This is a genomic window from Streptomyces sp. NPDC111516, assembly GCF_055635345.1.
In genome coordinates, this window is the sequence record NZ_JBVKBV010000001.1 from 299,855 (window position 1) to 316,090 (window position 16,236).

The window sequence follows — 16,236 nt, forward strand, 5'->3', positions numbered from 1 at the left end:
GGTCGCGCGTTGGAGGGGCGGAGAAGCCGTCCCCTTTGTCATGCACGTCAGGTACCAGGAGGCACCCAGAGATGTCGGAAGCGCAGACCGGCGCGGCGCAGCGCGGGGAGCAGATTCTCGAGGTCTTCGACACCGCGTTCGGGGAGCTGCTGGCCGCCGATCCGGCTGCCTTCCGCGTCAAGTTCCGCAAGATGGCGGGCTCGGCGTTCGCCTTCTACCGGGGCACGGCGTGCCTGTTCTACAACGACCTGGAGCGGGAGCGGCACGGCGGCCCGTACCTGGACGAGCGGACCGGCCGGGTGTGGATCCACGGCGATCTGCACGCGGAGAATTTCGGCACGTACATGGATGCCAACGGCCGGCTGATCTTCAATGTGAACGACTTCGACGAGGCGTATGTCGGCCCGTTCACCTGGGACCTGAAGCGGTTCGCCGCCTCCGTCGCGCTGATCGGGTACGCGAAGGCACTGGGCGACGACCAGATCACCGAACTGGTCCGGATCTACGCGGCGGCCTACCGCGAGCGGATCCACACGCTGGCGACGGGCGCGAAGAATGACGAGGTGCCGCCCTTCACGCTCGACACGGCCGAGGGCCCGCTGCTGGACGCGCTGCGTGACGCCCGGTCGCTGACCCGGTTCGCGCTGCTGGACTCGATGACGGAGATCCGGGACTTCGAGCGCCGCTTCGCGCCGGGCGGCGGCTCGATCGATCTGGACGCGGCGACGCGCTACAAGGTGCTGGACGCCTTCGACGGCTATCTGGAGACGCTGCCGGAGTCGAGCCTGGCCCGCCCCGACTCGTACCGGGTGAAGGATGTCGTCGGCCGTCGCGGCATCGGCATCGGTTCGGCCGGGCTGCCCTCGTACAACGTCCTTCTGGAGGGCAACAGCGATGCCCTGGAGAACGATGTGGTGATCTATCTCAAGCAGGCGCAGACCCCCGCGGTCTCCCGGCACATCACCGACGCGGCCGTGCGCGAGTACTTCCAGCACGAGGGCCACCGCACGGTCATCTCGCAGCGCGCCCTGCAGGCGCACGCCGACCCGTGGCTCGGCTGGACCGAGCTGGACGGGGCCGGGCAGCTGGTCGCCGAGGTGTCTCCGTACGCGGTCGATCTGGACTGGTCCGACATCGACGATCCGGCGGAGATCGCCGCGGTCGTCGCCGACCTCGGCCGGGCGACGGCCACGATGCATTCCGCGGCGGACGACGAGAGCGGCCACTCACTGGTGCCGTTCTCCACGGAGCGGGCGATCGACGCGGCGATCGCGGCGGACGAGGAGGGCTTCGCCGGCCTGCTGGTGGACTTCGCCCACAGCTACGGCGCCCGGGCCCGCGCCGACCACCAGATCTTCGTGGACCTCTTCCGCAACGGCCGGATCCCCGGACTGTAGCGCTCCGCACGAGCGGCCCCCTTCGGGGGGAGCTGACAGGTTCACATGCGACACTCCTCAACGATGGACGTATCCGGGACGCAGCTCAGAGTCGTTCGCGCGGCGCTTTTCACAGCGCTCGTCGTGACGCTCTCGGCCGGGTCCCATGTGCTGCTCTCCCAGGTCTCGCTGCCGCTGACCGTCGTCGCCCTGCTGGCCGGCCTGGTCTTCGCCGTGGCGTACGCGCTGGCCGGCCGGGAGCGCGGCTTCGGGGCGATCGCCGGGCTGCTGGTCCCGCTGGAACTGACCGCCGACACCGTGTTCACCACCGGCCAGCACCTCTGTTACGGCGCCGCCGGCGGCCCGATCGCAGGGCCGCTGCGCTCGGTCGGTGTCGATGTGCTGTGCGGCGGCGGTGACATCGGCGCCGGTGCGGCACCGGCCGACGATGTCGGCACCCCGCTCGCCTCGGTGACCGGCGCCGGGCACACGGCGGCCACGCTGCTGGCCTCCCCCGGCCCCGCCGTGCCGTGGCTGCTGCTGGCCGCGCATGTCACGGTCGGGCTGCTCGCCGCGGCCTGGCTCCGGCGGGGCGAGTCCGCGCTCGTCGGCCTGCTGGGCGCGGTCGCCGTACTGGCGTTCCGGCCGCTGCTGACCGCGGTCGCCGTGGTGGGTACGGCCCGCCACTCCGGACACCGCAGGGTGCGCCCCGCCGGACACGGCCCGCACCTGCTCGTCCACGCCCGTCTGCTCGTGCACTCCGTGGGACGGAGGGGACCGCCGCGCTCGGCCTGCACCATCGCCTGAGCACGCACATCCCTGACGACATACCAGCCACTCCATGGAGAAACGAACATGAGCAAGCGCAACAGCCAGGCCAACAAGGCGGCGGCCCGCGAGCGTCTGCGCGCCGAACGCGAGCGCCAGGCCAAGAGGGACAAGACCCGCAGGCAGATCATCGTCGGCGTCTCGGTCGTCGGTGTGCTGGCGATCGTGGGCGCCGGCACCTGGGGCATCATGCAGCTGAACAAGCCGTCCCACTGGGCGGCGGCCAAGGACGCGAAGAACGTCACGGCGCCCAAGAACACCTCCGGCGAGAACGGCACGACCGTCGTCATCGGCAAGTCGACCGCCAAGAAGACCCTGGAGGTCTACGAGGACCCGCGCTGTCCGATCTGCGCCACGTTCGAGCAGACCGTCGGCGAGACGGTGCACAAGGACCTCGATGCCGGGAAGTACAAGATCAAGTACATCGGCGCCACGTTCCTCGACAACATGGCCAACGGCGAGGGCTCGAAGAACGCGCTGAGCGCGCTCGGCGCCGCACTCAATGTCAGCCCGGAGGCCTTCCTGGACTACAAGTCCGCGCTCTTCTCCGCGAAGTACCACCCGGAGGAGACCGACGACAAGTTCAAGGACGACGCGTACCTGATCAAGATCGCCGACACGGTCGACGCCCTGAAGGGCAACAAGGCGTTCCAGAAGGACGTTGAGGACGGTACGTACGACAGCTGGGCGATGAAGATGTCCGCGGCGTTCGACAAGAGCGGCGTGAAGGGCACTCCGACGCTGAAGATGGACGGCAAGACGCTCACCGACGGACAGAGCGAGAACGCTCCGATGACGGTGGACCAATTCAACACCGCGATCACCGCCGCGCTGAAGGGCTAGCCGAGCGGCGAAACCCCGGCAGCGGATCCCCGGCGGGCAGGCGAACTTCCTTGGTTCGCCTGCCCGCCGGACGGACGCGCTCGTACCGGACGCTCAGCGGGACGCAGAAGGTCGAGCGGGTGGGCCGTCCCGTGCACTGAGGGGCTGTTTTCGGCCACTGCGGCACATGTTGACGGCACATTACATCGCTACGGCGGGTGGCATCTCCCCCGGCTCCAATGGGGACACACCACCCGCCGGGGTAACGCGACACGTTACGCAGGCGTCTCAAACTCTGGAACGCACAGAAATATTTCTTCTCGTTTCCCCGGTTTGCCCCACGATCGATTGGGCTTGATCGATTCTCCTCAACATCTGACATGCGCACGTAATCTCCCGGCGGCGGGTGAGGAAATTCCTCCCCCACACGTCCGCGAGGAGTCCCTGTGCGCACTCTTGCCCGTATATCACCGCGTATACGTAACCGTGCGATCGGCACCGCCGTTCTGGCCGGAACCCTGGCCCTGGCACCGCTCTCCGCGTCCTCCGGCTCCGCCGCCGCGAAGGCGTCCACCTCCTCAGCATCCGCCACGTCGGTCGCATCCGCCGCATTCGCCGAGAAGTGCGCGAGCGAGGCGAGCACCTCCGCCACCGCGCGCGAGGCCCGCCCCTCGGGCACCAAGCACGCCGCGGACCCCAACGAACTCACCGCGGCCCAGGCCAAGGCCATGGACACCCAGCTCAAGGAGAGACTCGCGGACCGACGGCTCAGCGGCTCCACGCTCGCCGCGGGAGCCACCATCCCGGTGTACTTCCACGTGGTGCACTCCGGAACGACCGGCAAGCTGAGCGCGTCCGCCATCAGCAGCCAGATGAACGTGCTGAACGCGGCCTACAGCGGCCAGGGCTCCGGCAACACCAACTCCGGCTTCCAGTTCTCGCTGGCCGGCACCGACTACACGGACAACGCCTCCTGGTACAACCTCTCGTCGGGCTCCGCCGCGGAGAAGTCGATGAAGACGGCGCTGCGCAAGGGCGGCAAGAACGCGCTCAACATCTACACCGCCAACCTCGGCGGCGGCCTGCTCGGCTGGGCGACCTTCCCCAGCTCGTACAACTCCAGCCCGAGCATGGACGGCGTCGTCATCCTCGACGCCTCGCTGCCCGGCGGCTCCGCCACCAACTACAACGAGGGCGACACCGCCACCCACGAGGTCGGCCACTGGATGGGGCTCTACCACACCTTCCAGGGCGGCTGTAACGGGAACGGCGACTACGTGGCCGACACTCCGGCCGAGGCGAGCCCTGCGTACGCCTGCCCGACCGGGCGCGACACCTGCACCAACAAGACGGGGGTCGACCCGATCCACAACTTCATGGACTACACGTACGACTCCTGCATGACCCAGTTCACCCCGGGCCAGGTGCAGCGGATGAGCGACAGCTGGACCGCCTACCGCGGCTGATCCGCCCCGTACCGTCCGAAGGGCCCCGCTCGGTGCGGGGCCCTTCGCCGGTCTCGGTCACAGCGTGGCGAGGAAGCCGAGCGCGACCTTCCAGGCCAGCGCGGCCGATGCCGCGTCGTGGTCCGGCAGTTCGGGATCGGTGAACAGATGGCCCGCTCCGGGGTAGCGGTAGATCTCGACATCGGCGCCGGTCCGCTGCATCTGCAGATACCAGGAGTTCAGCCAGTCGTGCGTCTCGAACGGGTCGGGGTCCGCGACGTGCAGCTGTACCGGCAACTCGTCCACCGAGGCGTTCTCGGCGATGTCCGAGGTGCCGTGGAACATCAGCAGACCGCGGGCCTTCTCGTCGCCGAGCGCCAGGGTCTGCGCGGTGGAGGCGCCGAAGGAGAATCCGGCGTACACCAGACCCCGGTCCGAGTAGGGCGCGGCGGCCAGCACGGCCCGCCTGAGCAGTTCGTCCTTGCCCACCTCCTCCTTGTAGGCCAGGCCCTCCTCGACGGTTTCGAAGGTGTGCCCCTCGAAGAGATCGGGCACCTGCACCTCGTGCCCGGCTGCGCGTAGCCGGGCGGCGGCCGCGTGCACCGCGGGGCGCAGACCGTACGTCGAGTGGAAAAGCATGATGTTCATGAGGCCCATGGTGCCAGTTACGGTCGGAAGCATGGAGAACGACGGGATGGAGAGCGTGCTGCGTCCGCTGGTTGTCGTCGGCGGCTCGGTCGTGATCACGCTGCTGGTCGGCTGGCTGGTCGATCTGCTGCTCAGACGGACCGACGGCCGGCACCACGAGACACCGTTGTGGGGCCTGCTGCGGCGCTGCCGGATCCCGCTCCAAGTGACTCTGTGCGCGGCGCTGCTGCGGGGAACGTACACCCAGACCCGGCTCGATGTGGTCAAGGTCCACCGGGCGGGGATCGGCCAGTTCCTGACGCTGGTGCTGATCGGGGCGTCGGCCTGGCTGGTGGTACGGATCGCGGCGGCCGTCGTCGACTCCGTCTACGCCCGGTACGCCGCGAACACCCGCGATCCGGCGCGGGTGCGGCGGGTCCGCACGCAGGTGACGCTGATCCAGCGGGTGGTCACCGCGATCGTGGCGACGGTCGCCGTCGGCGCGATGCTGCTGACGTTCCCCGCGATGCGGACGTTCGGCGCCTCGATGCTGGCCTCGGCCGGTGTGCTGGGCATCGTCGCGGGCATCGCGGCCCAGTCGACGCTCGGCAATCTCTTCGCGGGGCTGCAGATCGCGTTCGGCGACATGGTGCGGATCGGCGACACGGTGGTGGTGGACGGCGAGTGGGGCACGATCGAGGAGATCACCCTGACCTTCCTCGCGGTACGCACCTGGGACGAGCGGCGGATCACGATGCCCGTCTCGTACTTCACCAGCAAACCGTTCGAGAACTGGTCGCGCGGCGGCGCACAGATGACCGGCTCGGTCTTCTTCCACCTCGACCACTCGGCCCCGGTCGCCGCGATGCGCAAACAGCTGCGGGACATCCTGGGCGAGTGTGCCGCCTGGGACGGACGCAACTGGTCCCTGGCGGTCACGGACACCACTCCGTCGACGATCCAGGTCCGCGCGGTGGTCACGGCGAAGGACGCGGACGACATCTGGACGGTGCGCTGTGCCGTGCGCGAGCAGCTCATAGGCTGGCTGCGCGATCACCACCCGTACGCGCTGCCGCGGATCGCGACGGCTCCCGCGGTGCTTCCGCCGGCCGACGAGTGGCCGAACCCACCCGGCCCGGCGGACGAGAAGCCGACCGGCTGGGACAGGTCCCCACGCACCGGACGCGGCTGACCGGGCGTGGGGCGCCCGGCGGGGCACCGCCTCATCGCAGGCTGCGTACGTCCAGCTGTCGCAGCACCCGGTCGACGACCTCCGGGTCCGTACCCGCCTCGTTGCGGGCCGAGAGCACCGCGTGGCGGGCGGCCGACATCATTTCGCGCTGGACGCGGCTGATCGCCTTGAAGCGCTCGGCACGTTTCGCGTACGCCTCGCGGCGCTCGTCGTCGACCATGTCGGGACTGATCCGCGCCCCCACGTCGTACGCGAGCCGCTGCAGCCGCTCCGCGACCTCGTCCGGGAACTCCTCGACCGCCTCGATCTCCTTGAGTCGCTGCTTCGCGGCCTTCGCGGCGCGGATCGCCAGATCCTTCTCCAGGGCCTCCTCGGCGTCCGTGTCCGCCTTGACCCGGAGCTTGCGGACCAGCCACGGCAGGGTGAGCCCCTGGACGACGAGCGTGGCCATGATCACGGCGAAGGCGATGAAGATGATCTCGTCGCGCCCCGGGAACGGCTTCCCGTCATCCGTCTTCAACGGAATCGCGAGCGCCAGCGCGACCGAGGCCACTCCGCGCATCCCGGACCACCACATGACGACGGTCTCCCGCCAACTGGTGGGGATCTCCTCGCTGACGTCGCGCCGGGTGTGCAGCCGCTTGGCGAGCCAGGTCGCGGGCAGCAGATACAGCAGGCGTACGCCGACGACGACCGCCACGATGGCCAGCCCCCAGCCGAACATCTGGAGTTCGCGGCCGCCGGCCGTGCCGAAGACGTTGTGCAGTTCGAGGCCGATCAGCCCGAAGGCGACCCCGGTGACGAGGGTGTCGACGATCTCCCAGAAGGAACGGCCGGTGAGGCGGCCGAGGACGTCGTCGGCGTCGGCGGTGCGCTCGGCGAGGAAGAGCGCGGTGGTCAGAACGGCGAGAACGCCCGACCCCATCAGCTCCTCCGCGAGCACATAGCTCACGAACGGCACCAGCAGGGTGAGGCCGACCTGGAGGGTGGCATCGCCGAGCAGGCCCATGAGTTTGATGGTGATCCAGCCGAGCACCAGACCCACCACCACGGCGACGACGGCGGAGAGGATCAGCAGCCCGAACGCCTTCGGCAGCGAGAACGTGCCGCTCACCGCGGCGGCGATCGCCACGTGGTACAGCACGATCGCGGTCACGTCGTTGAACAGCCCCTCGCCCTCCAGGATGGAGACGAGCCTGCGCGGCAGCCCGACCGAGCCCGCGACGGCCGTCGCGGCGACCGGGTCGGGCGGGGCGACGAGCGCGCCGAGCGCCACGGCGGCGGCGATGGGCAGCCCGGGGACGACCGCGTTGGCCACCGCGGCGACGGCGGCCGTCGTGATGAAGACCAGCGCCACGGCCAGCAGAAAGATCGGTCGTTTATTGGCGGCGAACTGCCGCCAGGAAGTGCGCTGCACGGAGGCGTAGAGCAGCGGCGGCAGCAGCGCGGGAAGAATGATCTCGGGTGGGATGTTCACATTCGGCACGAAGCTGAGAAACGCCATGCCGACTCCGGCGAGCGTCATCAGCACCGGTGCGGGCAGTCCGAGACGCTGCCCCAGTGGCACTGTGACCACGGCTCCGAGCAACAGCAGGAGGAGCAGTGCCATTTGGTCCACGAGGTGCCTTCCGGAACACGGCGAGCCGACCTCTTTGGTCGGCCGATCTGGACTCAAAGCCTGCCACGCAGGGCCCGCAATCCAGACAACAGCCCCTCTATGCCCGCCTCTGCACCGCTTCCCCGACCGACCATTCCTCCGATGTCTGATGGTCGGCCCCCTTCCGTAACCTCCCGGGGCGCGGGTCGTCGGCTACAGGGCGCGCCGCATCGCCCGGTGCGAGATCCCCGCGTCCGGGAACTCGGGGCCGTACGCCACATACCCGAGCCGCTCGTAGAAGCCGAGCGCATGGGTCTGGGCGTGCAGGTCGACGGCCGCCAGCCCGAGGTCCCGGGCCGCGTCCTCGATGGCCCAAACCAGCGCCACGCCGACGCCGAGACCGCGCGCCCGCCTGATCACCGCCAGCCGGCCGAGCGAGCCGACGGTAGGATCGCCGCCGGTCCTGTCGGCGGCGGCCGGACCGTGCAGCAGCCGCCCGGTGCCGAGCGCCGAGCCGTCCGCCGCGACGGCGATCACATGCACCGCGTCCGCGTCGTGGGCGTCGTACTCGATCTCCTCGGGCACGTTCTGCTCACTGACGAAGACGTCCTTGCGGACCTGGAAACAGGCGACGCGGTCCTGCTCGTCGACGACGGTACGGGTGGTGTACGGAGCAGGCGTGCCGGTCATTCGCTCTCCGCCGCGATCGTGTCCAGGGCGTGCTGGAGATCGTCCGGGTACGCGCTGGCGAACTCCACCCAACTGCCGTCGGACGGGTGCTCGAAGCCGAGCCGGACGGCGTGCAGCCACTGCCTCGTCAGGCCGAGGCGCTTGGCCATCGTCGGATCGGCGCCGTAGGTGAGGTCACCGACGCAGGGGTGACGGTGGGCCGACATGTGCACCCGGATCTGGTGCGTACGGCCCGTCTCCAGCTTGATGTCCAGGAGGCTGGCGGCGCGGTAGGCCTCGATGAGGTCGTAGTGCGTCACGGAGGGCTTGCCCTCGGCCGTGACGGCCCACTTGTAGTCGAGGTTGGGGTGACGCCCGATGGGGGCGTCGATGGTGCCGCTCATCGGGTCCGGGTGGCCCTGCACCAACGCGTGGTACTTCTTCTCGACGACCCGGTCGCGGAACTGCGCCTTCAGCAGGGTGTAGGCCCGCTCGGACTTTGCGACGACCATCAGGCCGGAGGTGCCGACGTCGAGGCGGTGCACGATGCCCTGGCGCTCGGCGGCGCCGGACGTGGAGATCCGGTACCCGGCCGCGGCGAGACCGCCGATGACGGTCGTGCCGGTCCAGCCGGGGCTCGGGTGGGCGGCGACCCCGACCGGCTTCACGATCACGACGATGTCGTCGTCGTCGTGCACGATCTCCATGCCCTCGACGGGCTCGGCGACGATCTGCACCGGAGCGGCCGCCTGCGGCATCTCGACTTCCAGCCAGGCGCCGCCCCGTACCCGCTCGGACTTCCCGACCACCGCACCGTCCACCTGTACCTTCCCGGCAGCGGCCAGGTCGGCGGCCTTGGTGCGGGAGAAACCGAACATCCGGGAAATGGCGGCGTCGACACGCTCGCCCTCCAGACCGTCGGGTACGGGCAGCGTGCGGACCTCGGGATACGTACTCACCTGTCGAGTATGCCTTGCGCCCACTAGTCCTTGTGCACGGTGCCGTCGGGGTCCAGACCCTTGAAGGAAAGGATCACGATCAGGATGCCGCCGCAGACGATCGCGGAGTCGGCAAGGTTGAAGACGGCGAAGTGCGCGGGCGCGATGAAGTCCACCACCGCGCCCTGGAAGGTGCCGGGAGCGCGGAAGATGCGGTCGGTGAGGTTGCCGAGCGCACCGCCGAGCAGCAGGCCGAGCGCGATGGCCCACGGCAGGCTGTAGAGCTTGCGGGCGAGACGGGCGATCACCACGATGACCGTCGCGGCGATGAAGGTGAAGATGATCGTGAAGGCCTCGCCGATTCCGAACGCGGCGCCCGCGTTGCGGATCGCGTCGAGCCTCAGCCAGTCGCCGATGATCTCGACCGGCGGGTGGTGCTCCAGCTTCGCGACGACGATCATCTTACTGATCAGGTCGAGCAGATAGGCGAAGACGGCCACGCCGAAGAGCACCATGATCTTCCGCTTGCCCCTGCTCGGGGCCGTCTCCTCGGCCCGGCCCTCGGCCCGGCCCTCAGCCTCGTCTCCTTCGGTCCCCTCGGCATCGGGGATGTCCGGCGTACCGATGATGCGCTCCGCCTCTGCCACGTGAGTCCCTCAACCTAGGTTCCTGACTGAGGACGAGGGTACGACACACGGCCCCGGATCAACCGCGGCGCTCCTGCTTCTGTTTGTCCTCGACGCAGAGCGTCGCGCGGGGGAACGCCTGCATCCGAGCCTTGCCGATCGGATTGCCGCAGACCTCGCACAGTCCGTACGTCCCGGTGTCCAGGCGGGCCAGCGCTCGCTCGGTCTGGTCGAGCATCTCCTGGGCGTTGGCGGCGAGCGACATCTCGTGCTCGCGGGTGATGTTCTTGGTGCCGGTGTCCGCCTCGTCGTCACCCGCCCCGTCGCCGGAGTCGCGCATCAGCCCGGCGAGTGCGGCGCTCGCGGCCTCCAGTTCGCTGCGCAGCCGCATGATCTCGCTGCTCAGCAGGGCCCGCGCCGCCGCGACCTCCTGCGGCGTCCAGGGATCCTCGCCCGGCCGGACCGCCAGTTCGCCGGGGGCTGTCGTGGCGACTCCACGGGCCGGGGGCACGGGCGAGGCGCCCTTGCCGGCCATGCGGGTCCGGGCCGCGCTCTTCTTGGCTACCACCGTGTGGGCTCCCGTCTGCTCGGCGGCCTCGGCCGCCACCATGGCCGCTGCGGCGGCCTTCCTGGCCGCGGTCTTCTTCGCGGCTGTCTTCTTTGCGGCTGTCTTCTTCGCGGCTGTCTTCCTGGCCGGCGCCGCGTGCCCGGCGCCCGCGTGTGCGGCGGGCACCGCTTTCTTCTTGGCCGCGGTCCTCTTACCTGCGTCCTTGCCGGCCGGGGCCTTCCTGGCCGGCACCTTCTTCTCAGCCACTTTCTTCACGGCAGCCTTCTTCGCAGCCTGCTTCACTGCCGCCACACTCGTGGATCCCGCTGACGCCGACTTCTTCTCGGCGGTCTTCTTCACCACCATGGCCGCGGCCCCTTCACATATTGTGATCTTGCACGCGAATCGTGCTGGGACGATAAATCGACCCCAGCGCCGCGGCAACGGGGCACGCCGCCGGATCGCCCTCCCCGTGTCCGGATTCCGACGCGCCTGAATCCGTTGTGCCCAGCTCCCCGCCGGGTAATCCGCCTCCCGGCCGCCCGCCCGGAGTCCGTGCGTACGCGTCTGCCCAATCGGGTCACGCCACGCCCCAGCGGTTAAACCGGTCGGCCGTCGCCCGTACGGGCCCGTACACTGGCCTGAGCGAGAGGCGTGGATGGGACGAGTAGCGTCGTACGCAGCCAGGAGCGACCCGGGGACGGTGGGAGCCCGGGGGCGAGCGCGTCGTGAAGATCACCCGGAGCCGTCGGAAGAACGCTTTGGACAGTGGGCTCCGCCCACGGGCGCAAGGCAAGTAGAACCGGCATCGCGACCCCAATGAGGGGGCCACGGGCGCACGCCCGGGGCCAAGGAGGGTGGTACCGCGGGAGTCGACGAGGCTCTCGTCCCTCCGACGGAAGTGGAAAACGTCCGCCGGAGGAAGTCCGCTCATGACATCGCCGCAGTACCGCCAGGTACCCGCCCAGGTCGACCTGCCCGCGCTCGAGCACGCCGTGCTCGACTTCTGGCGCGAGAGCAAGGTCTTCGCCAAGAGCCTCGAACAGTCCGAGGGCCGCCCCGAGTGGGTCTTCTACGAGGGCCCGCCCACCGCGAACGGCATGCCCGGCGCCCACCACATCGAGGCCCGCGTCTTCAAGGACGTCTTCCCCCGCTTCCGCACCATGCAGGGCTACCACGTCGGCCGCAAGGCCGGCTGGGACTGCCACGGGCTGCCGGTCGAGCTCGCGGTCGAGAAGGAACTGGGATTCAACGGCAAGAAGGACATCGAGGCGTACGGCATCGCCGAGTTCAACGCCAGGTGCCGCGAGTCCGTGACCCGGCACACCGACGCGTTCACCGAGCTCACGACCCGGATGGGCTACTGGGTCGACCTCGACGACGCGTACCGCACGATGGACCCCGAGTACGTCGAGTCGGTGTGGTGGTCGCTGAAGGAGATCTTCAACAAGGGCCTGCTGGTCCAGGACCACCGCGTCGCCCCCTGGTGCCCCCGCTGCGGCACCGGACTCTCCGACCACGAGCTGGCGCAGGGGTACGAGACGGTCGTCGACCCGTCCGTCTTCGTACGCTTCCCCCTCACCTCCGGCCCGCTGGCCGGCGACGCCTCGCTCCTCGTCTGGACGACCACGCCCTGGACCCTGGTCTCCAACACCGCCGTCGCCGCGCACCCCGACGTCACCTATGTCGTCGCGACGAACGGCGAGGAGAAGCTCGTCGTCGCGCAGCCGCTCGTCGAGAAGGCGCTGGGCGAGGGCTGGGAGCCCACCGGTCAGGCCTTCACCGGCCGCGAGATGGAGCGCTGGACATACGAGCGGCCGTTCACCCTGGTGGACTTCCCGACCGTCGGCGAGGGAAGCGATGGACACAGCCCGGCCGAGGCGCATTACGTGGTCAACGCCGAGTACGTGACGACCGAGGACGGTACGGGTCTGGTCCACCAGTCCCCCGCCTTCGGCGCCGACGACCTCGTCGTCTGCAAGGCCTACGGCCTCCCGGTCGTGAACCCGGTCCGCCCCGACGGCACCTTCGAGGAGAACCTGCCGCTGGTCGGCGGCGTCTTCTTCAAGAAGGCCGACGAGGCGCTCACCGAGGACCTGGCCGCCCGCGGCAAGCTCTTCCGGCACGTCCCGTACGAGCACAGCTACCCGCACTGCTGGCGCTGCCACACCGCGCTGCTCTACTACGCGCAGCCGTCCTGGTACATCCGTACGACCGCGATCAAGGGCCGGCTCCTCGAAGAGAACGAGAAGACGAACTGGTTCCCGGACTCGGTCAAGAACGGCCGCTTCGGTGACTGGCTGAACAACAACGTCGACTGGGCGCTGTCCCGCAACCGCTACTGGGGCACCCCGCTGCCGATCTGGCGCTGCGAGGACAGCCACCTCACCTGCGTCGGCTCGCGCGCCGAGCTGAGCGAGCTCACCGGCACCGACCTCTCCGGTCTCGACCCGCACCGCCCGTTCATCGACGAGATCACGTTCACGTGCTCGCACGAGAACTGCCAGCTGGAGGCGTACCGCGTCCCCGAGGTCATCGACGCCTGGTACGACTCGGGCTCGATGCCGTTCGCGCAGTGGGGCTACCCGTACAAGAACAAGGAGATCTTCGAGAGCCGCTACCCGGCGCAGTTCATCTCGGAGGCCATCGACCAGACCCGCGGCTGGTTCTACACGCTGATGGCGGTCGGCACGCTGGTCTTCGACAAGTCGTCGTACGAGAACGTGGTCTGCCTGGGCCACATCCTCGCCGAGGACGGCCGCAAGATGTCCAAGCACCTCGGGAACATCCTGCAGCCGATCCCCCTCATGGATCAGCACGGCGCGGACGCGGTGCGCTGGTTCATGGCGGCGGGCGGCTCCCCGTGGGCGGCGCGCCGCGTCGGCCACACCACGATCCAGGAGGTCGTTCGCAAGACCCTCCTGACGTACTGGAACACGGTCGCCTTCCAGGCCCTGTACGCCCGTACGTCCGGCTGGGCGCCGTCCGCGGCCGATCCGGCCCCGGCGGACCGCACGGTCCTGGACCGCTGGCTGCTGAGCGAGCTGAACGCACTGGTGGACCAGGTCACACAGGCTCTGGAGGGATACGACACCCAGCGCGCCGGCAAGCTGCTGTCGTCGTTCGTCGACGACCTGTCCAACTGGTACGTACGCCGCTCTCGCCGCCGCTTCTGGCAGGGCGACAAGGCCGCGCTGCGCACGCTGCACGAGGTCGTCGAGACGGTGACCCGGCTGATGGCCCCGCTCACCCCGTTCATCACCGAGCGGGTCTGGCAGGACCTGGTCGTTCCGGTCGCTCCGGACGCCCCCGAATCGGTCCACCTCTCGGCCTGGCCCAAGGCGGACCTCGCGGCGATCGACCCGGCGCTCTCCACCCGGATGGCGCTGGTGCGCCGCCTGGTCGAGCTGGGCCGGGCCACCCGTGCCGAGTCGGGTGTCAAGACCCGTCAGCCGCTGTCCCGGGCGCTGGTCGCGGCGGCGGGCTTCGAGTCCCTCTCCCCCGAGCTGCACGCCCAGATCACGGAGGAGCTGAACGTCTCCTCGCTGGCCTCGCTCTCCGAAGTCGGCGGCTCGCTGGTCGACACGACCGCGAAGGCGAACTTCCGTGCGCTCGGCAAGCGGTTCGGCAAGGGCGTCCAGGCGGTGGCCAAGGCGGTCGCGAACGCCGACGCCGCGGCCCTGTCGCTGGCCCTGCGCGAGGGCACGGCATCGGTCGAGGTGGACGGCGAGAGGGTCACCCTCTCCCCCGACGAGGTGATCATCACCGAGACGCCGCGCGAGGGCTGGTCGGTGGCGTCCGACTCGGGCGCCACGGTCGCCCTGGACCTGGAGATCACCCCGGAGCTGCGCCGCGCGGGCCTCGCCCGTGACGCGATCCGCCTCATCCAGGAGGCCCGCAAGAACAGCGGCTTGGACGTCGCGGACCGCATCGCCGTCCGCTGGACGTCGGCCTCCCCCGACACGGTGGGGGCCCTGACCGAGCACGCGGCCCTGATCGCGGACGAGGTCCTCGCCCTGGACTACGCACAGGGCGAGGCGGACACGGAGTACGGCGCCCCGTTCGAGGACGAGGGCCTGTCGCTGACGTTCCGCCTCCGCAAGACGGAGCGGTAACCCCCACCTCGTGGAGGCCCGCCGGAACAACCGTTCCGGCGGGCCTCCTGCATTCTCCGAGGCGGTCAGGCCGCCCCCGGGACACTCCAGCACCTCCGGCGGTCGAGGAGCGGGGGTCCGGGGGCAGAGCCCCCGGTTACGGGAGGGGCGGGCAGGGGAGCAAGCCCGCCGCTGGCCGCAACCACACCCCGCCCGCCCACGGCAAAAGGGCCGGGCCCCGGGGAAACCCCGGGGCCCGGCCCTCAGCCTGCCGACGGCTACGCGCTCACCGCGCGCACCCGGCTCAGTTGTCGTCCTCGTCGATCAGGAACCCGCGCATCGGCGACGGCGCCTGCTGCATCGGCTGCGGCGCCTGCGGCCGCACCGGTGCCATTGGCTGGGTCATCGCCGGCGACATCTGCTGCTGGCCACCGTACGAGGGTCCACCGCCCATGGACGGGCTGCCGCCCATCTGCTGGTTGCCGTGACCACCGTGGTTGCCGCCGCCCATGGTGTGGCCCATGGCACCCGCACCGGCCGGAGCCAGCGAGGGCGACGGCGGCAGCGAAGCGGTCGCCGGGGTCCGCGGCGGGGCCAGCGAGTCGTCGGCCTGGGTCTCCAGCTGACGCAGCTGGCTCTCCAGGTAGGACTTCAGCCTGGTCCGGTACTCGCGCTCGAAGCCGCGCAGGTCCTCGACCTTGCGCTCCAGCGTCGCGCGGGCCGACTCCAGCGAGCCCATCGCCACGCGGTGCTTCTCCTGCGCGTCCCGCTCCAGCGCGTCCGCCTTGGCTCGCGCATCGCGCTCCAGGCCCTCAGCACGGCTGCGCGCCTCGCCGACGATCTTGTTGGCCTCGGAACGGGCCTCCGCGATCGCCTGGTCGGCGGTCTGCTGCGCGAGCGAGAGGACACGGGCGGCGCTGTCGCCGCCGGGACCCTGACCGGGCTGCTGCATCTGCGGCGGCTGCTGCATCTGCTGCATCTGCTGCTGCGGGGCGTGACCTCCCATGGGTCCGCCCATCGGGCCGCCCATGGGGCCGCCCTGCATCGGACCGGGGCCGTGCGGGCCCTGCGGACCGGGGCCGTGCTGGCCCTGGGGACCGGGACCATGACCGCTGGGGCCGGCGGGCAGCTGCGGAGCACCACCGGGCAGCTGGGGCGGACCCATCTGCGGGGGCTGCTGCTGGACCGGCGGACCCGATATGGCGGCGGGCACAGGCGCCCCGGGCCGGTCCTGCGGCTCCGGCTTGCGCATCCCCTGCTGCTGGTTCTGCGCGGCGGCACGCGTGGCCGCGGCCAGCTTGGCGCGCAGGTCCTCGTTCTCACGGAGCAGGCGGGTCAGCTCGGACTCCACCTCGTCGAGGAAGGCATCGACCTCGTCCTCGTCATAGCCTTCTCGGAGGCGGACGGTCGTGAACTGCTTGTTCCGCACGTCCTCAGGAGTCAGCGGCATCTCTTCTTCACCTCTACGTAGTCGT

General features: G+C 70.0%; 13 protein-coding genes. 6 read left to right on the forward strand and 7 right to left on the reverse strand.

All coding sequences use genetic code 11. The features are described 5' to 3' along the window. The first annotated feature begins 71 nt into the window (after positions 1–71). From ACZ7L9_RS01415 to ACZ7L9_RS01430, 4 genes are all read left to right on the forward strand, one after another. Positions 72–1,397: a DUF2252 domain-containing protein gene (locus ACZ7L9_RS01415; protein ID WP_471411454.1), complete on the forward strand. Its 1,326-nt coding sequence runs from the start codon at positions 72–74 to the stop codon at positions 1,395–1,397. 63 nt (positions 1,398–1,460) lie between these two features. Beyond that, the gene (locus ACZ7L9_RS01420; RefSeq protein ID WP_471411456.1) at positions 1,461–2,183 is read left to right on the forward strand and encodes a hypothetical protein; all 723 of its coding nucleotides are present in this window, start codon (positions 1,461–1,463) and stop codon (positions 2,181–2,183) included. A gap of 48 nt (positions 2,184–2,231) precedes the next feature. Beyond that, positions 2,232–3,047: a DsbA family protein gene (locus ACZ7L9_RS01425; protein WP_471411458.1), complete on the forward strand. Its 816-nt coding sequence runs from the start codon at positions 2,232–2,234 to the stop codon at positions 3,045–3,047. Between the two features lie 425 nt (positions 3,048–3,472). Beyond that, positions 3,473–4,492, forward strand: a complete 1,020-nt coding sequence (locus tag ACZ7L9_RS01430) for a zinc metalloprotease (protein WP_471411460.1) — start codon at positions 3,473–3,475, stop codon at positions 4,490–4,492. Between the two features lie 57 nt (positions 4,493–4,549). Here ACZ7L9_RS01430 and ACZ7L9_RS01435 read toward each other — a convergent pair whose 3' ends face one another. Continuing rightward, on the reverse strand, positions 4,550–5,128 hold the full coding sequence (locus ACZ7L9_RS01435; protein WP_471412732.1) for a dienelactone hydrolase family protein: 579 nt from the start codon (positions 5,126–5,128) through the stop codon (positions 4,550–4,552). A 37-nt stretch (positions 5,129–5,165) separates the two neighbouring features. Between ACZ7L9_RS01435 and ACZ7L9_RS01440 the strand changes: the two genes are divergently transcribed. Further along, positions 5,166–6,290 carry a mechanosensitive ion channel family protein gene (locus ACZ7L9_RS01440; protein ID WP_471412733.1) on the forward strand — a complete coding sequence of 375 codons (1,125 nt, stop codon included), beginning with the start codon at positions 5,166–5,168 and terminating at the stop codon, positions 6,288–6,290. A 31-nt stretch (positions 6,291–6,321) separates the two neighbouring features. Here ACZ7L9_RS01440 and ACZ7L9_RS01445 read toward each other — a convergent pair whose 3' ends face one another. From ACZ7L9_RS01445 to ACZ7L9_RS01465, 5 genes are all read right to left on the reverse strand, one after another. Then, positions 6,322–7,908 carry a Na+/H+ antiporter gene (locus ACZ7L9_RS01445; protein WP_471411462.1) on the reverse strand — a complete coding sequence of 529 codons (1,587 nt, stop codon included), beginning with the start codon at positions 7,906–7,908 and terminating at the stop codon, positions 6,322–6,324. 192 nt (positions 7,909–8,100) lie between these two features. Next, the gene (locus ACZ7L9_RS01450; protein WP_471411464.1) at positions 8,101–8,577 is read right to left on the reverse strand and encodes a GNAT family N-acetyltransferase; all 477 of its coding nucleotides are present in this window, start codon (positions 8,575–8,577) and stop codon (positions 8,101–8,103) included. Beyond that, the gene (locus ACZ7L9_RS01455; protein WP_384456781.1) at positions 8,574–9,515 is read right to left on the reverse strand and encodes an RluA family pseudouridine synthase; all 942 of its coding nucleotides are present in this window, start codon (positions 9,513–9,515) and stop codon (positions 8,574–8,576) included. The genes ACZ7L9_RS01450 and ACZ7L9_RS01455 overlap by 4 nt, the downstream gene beginning before the upstream one ends. A 23-nt stretch (positions 9,516–9,538) precedes the next feature. Further along, the gene (gene lspA / locus ACZ7L9_RS01460) at positions 9,539–10,141 is read right to left on the reverse strand and encodes a signal peptidase II (protein WP_471411466.1); all 603 of its coding nucleotides are present in this window, start codon (positions 10,139–10,141) and stop codon (positions 9,539–9,541) included. 58 nt (positions 10,142–10,199) lie between these two features. After that, entirely contained in the window at positions 10,200–11,033 is an 834-nt protein-coding gene (locus ACZ7L9_RS01465; RefSeq protein WP_471411468.1) for a TraR/DksA family transcriptional regulator, read from the reverse strand. A gap of 566 nt (positions 11,034–11,599) precedes the next feature. On the opposite strand from ACZ7L9_RS01465, the gene ileS reads away from it, so the two are divergent. Beyond that, positions 11,600–14,782 (forward strand): isoleucine--tRNA ligase, encoded by a 3,183-nt coding sequence (ileS, locus tag ACZ7L9_RS01470; RefSeq protein WP_471411470.1) that lies wholly within the window; start codon positions 11,600–11,602, stop codon positions 14,780–14,782. Between the two features lie 283 nt (positions 14,783–15,065). On the opposite strand, the gene ACZ7L9_RS01475 is transcribed toward ileS, so the two are convergent. Then, positions 15,066–16,211: a DivIVA domain-containing protein gene (locus ACZ7L9_RS01475; protein WP_471411472.1), complete on the reverse strand. Its 1,146-nt coding sequence runs from the start codon at positions 16,209–16,211 to the stop codon at positions 15,066–15,068. Between the last annotated feature and the right edge of the window lie 25 nt (positions 16,212–16,236).

Coding starts and splice junctions, on each gene's coding strand:
- ACZ7L9_RS01415 (WP_471411454.1), top strand. CDS start 72: ATGTCGGAAGCGCAGACCGGCGCGGCGCAGCGCGGGGAGCAGATTCTC.
- ACZ7L9_RS01420 (WP_471411456.1), top strand. CDS start 1,461: ATGGACGTATCCGGGACGCAGCTCAGAGTCGTTCGCGCGGCGCTTTTC.
- ACZ7L9_RS01425 (WP_471411458.1), top strand. CDS start 2,232: ATGAGCAAGCGCAACAGCCAGGCCAACAAGGCGGCGGCCCGCGAGCGT.
- ACZ7L9_RS01435 (WP_471412732.1), bottom strand. CDS start 5,128: ATGGGCCTCATGAACATCATGCTTTTCCACTCGACGTACGGTCTGCGC.
- ACZ7L9_RS01440 (WP_471412733.1), top strand. CDS start 5,166: ATGGAGAGCGTGCTGCGTCCGCTGGTTGTCGTCGGCGGCTCGGTCGTG.
- ACZ7L9_RS01450 (WP_471411464.1), bottom strand. CDS start 8,577: ATGACCGGCACGCCTGCTCCGTACACCACCCGTACCGTCGTCGACGAG.
- ACZ7L9_RS01465 (WP_471411468.1), bottom strand. CDS start 11,033: ATGGTGGTGAAGAAGACCGCCGAGAAGAAGTCGGCGTCAGCGGGATCC.
- ileS (WP_471411470.1), top strand. CDS start 11,600: ATGACATCGCCGCAGTACCGCCAGGTACCCGCCCAGGTCGACCTGCCC.
- ACZ7L9_RS01475 (WP_471411472.1), bottom strand. CDS start 16,211: ATGCCGCTGACTCCTGAGGACGTGCGGAACAAGCAGTTCACGACCGTC.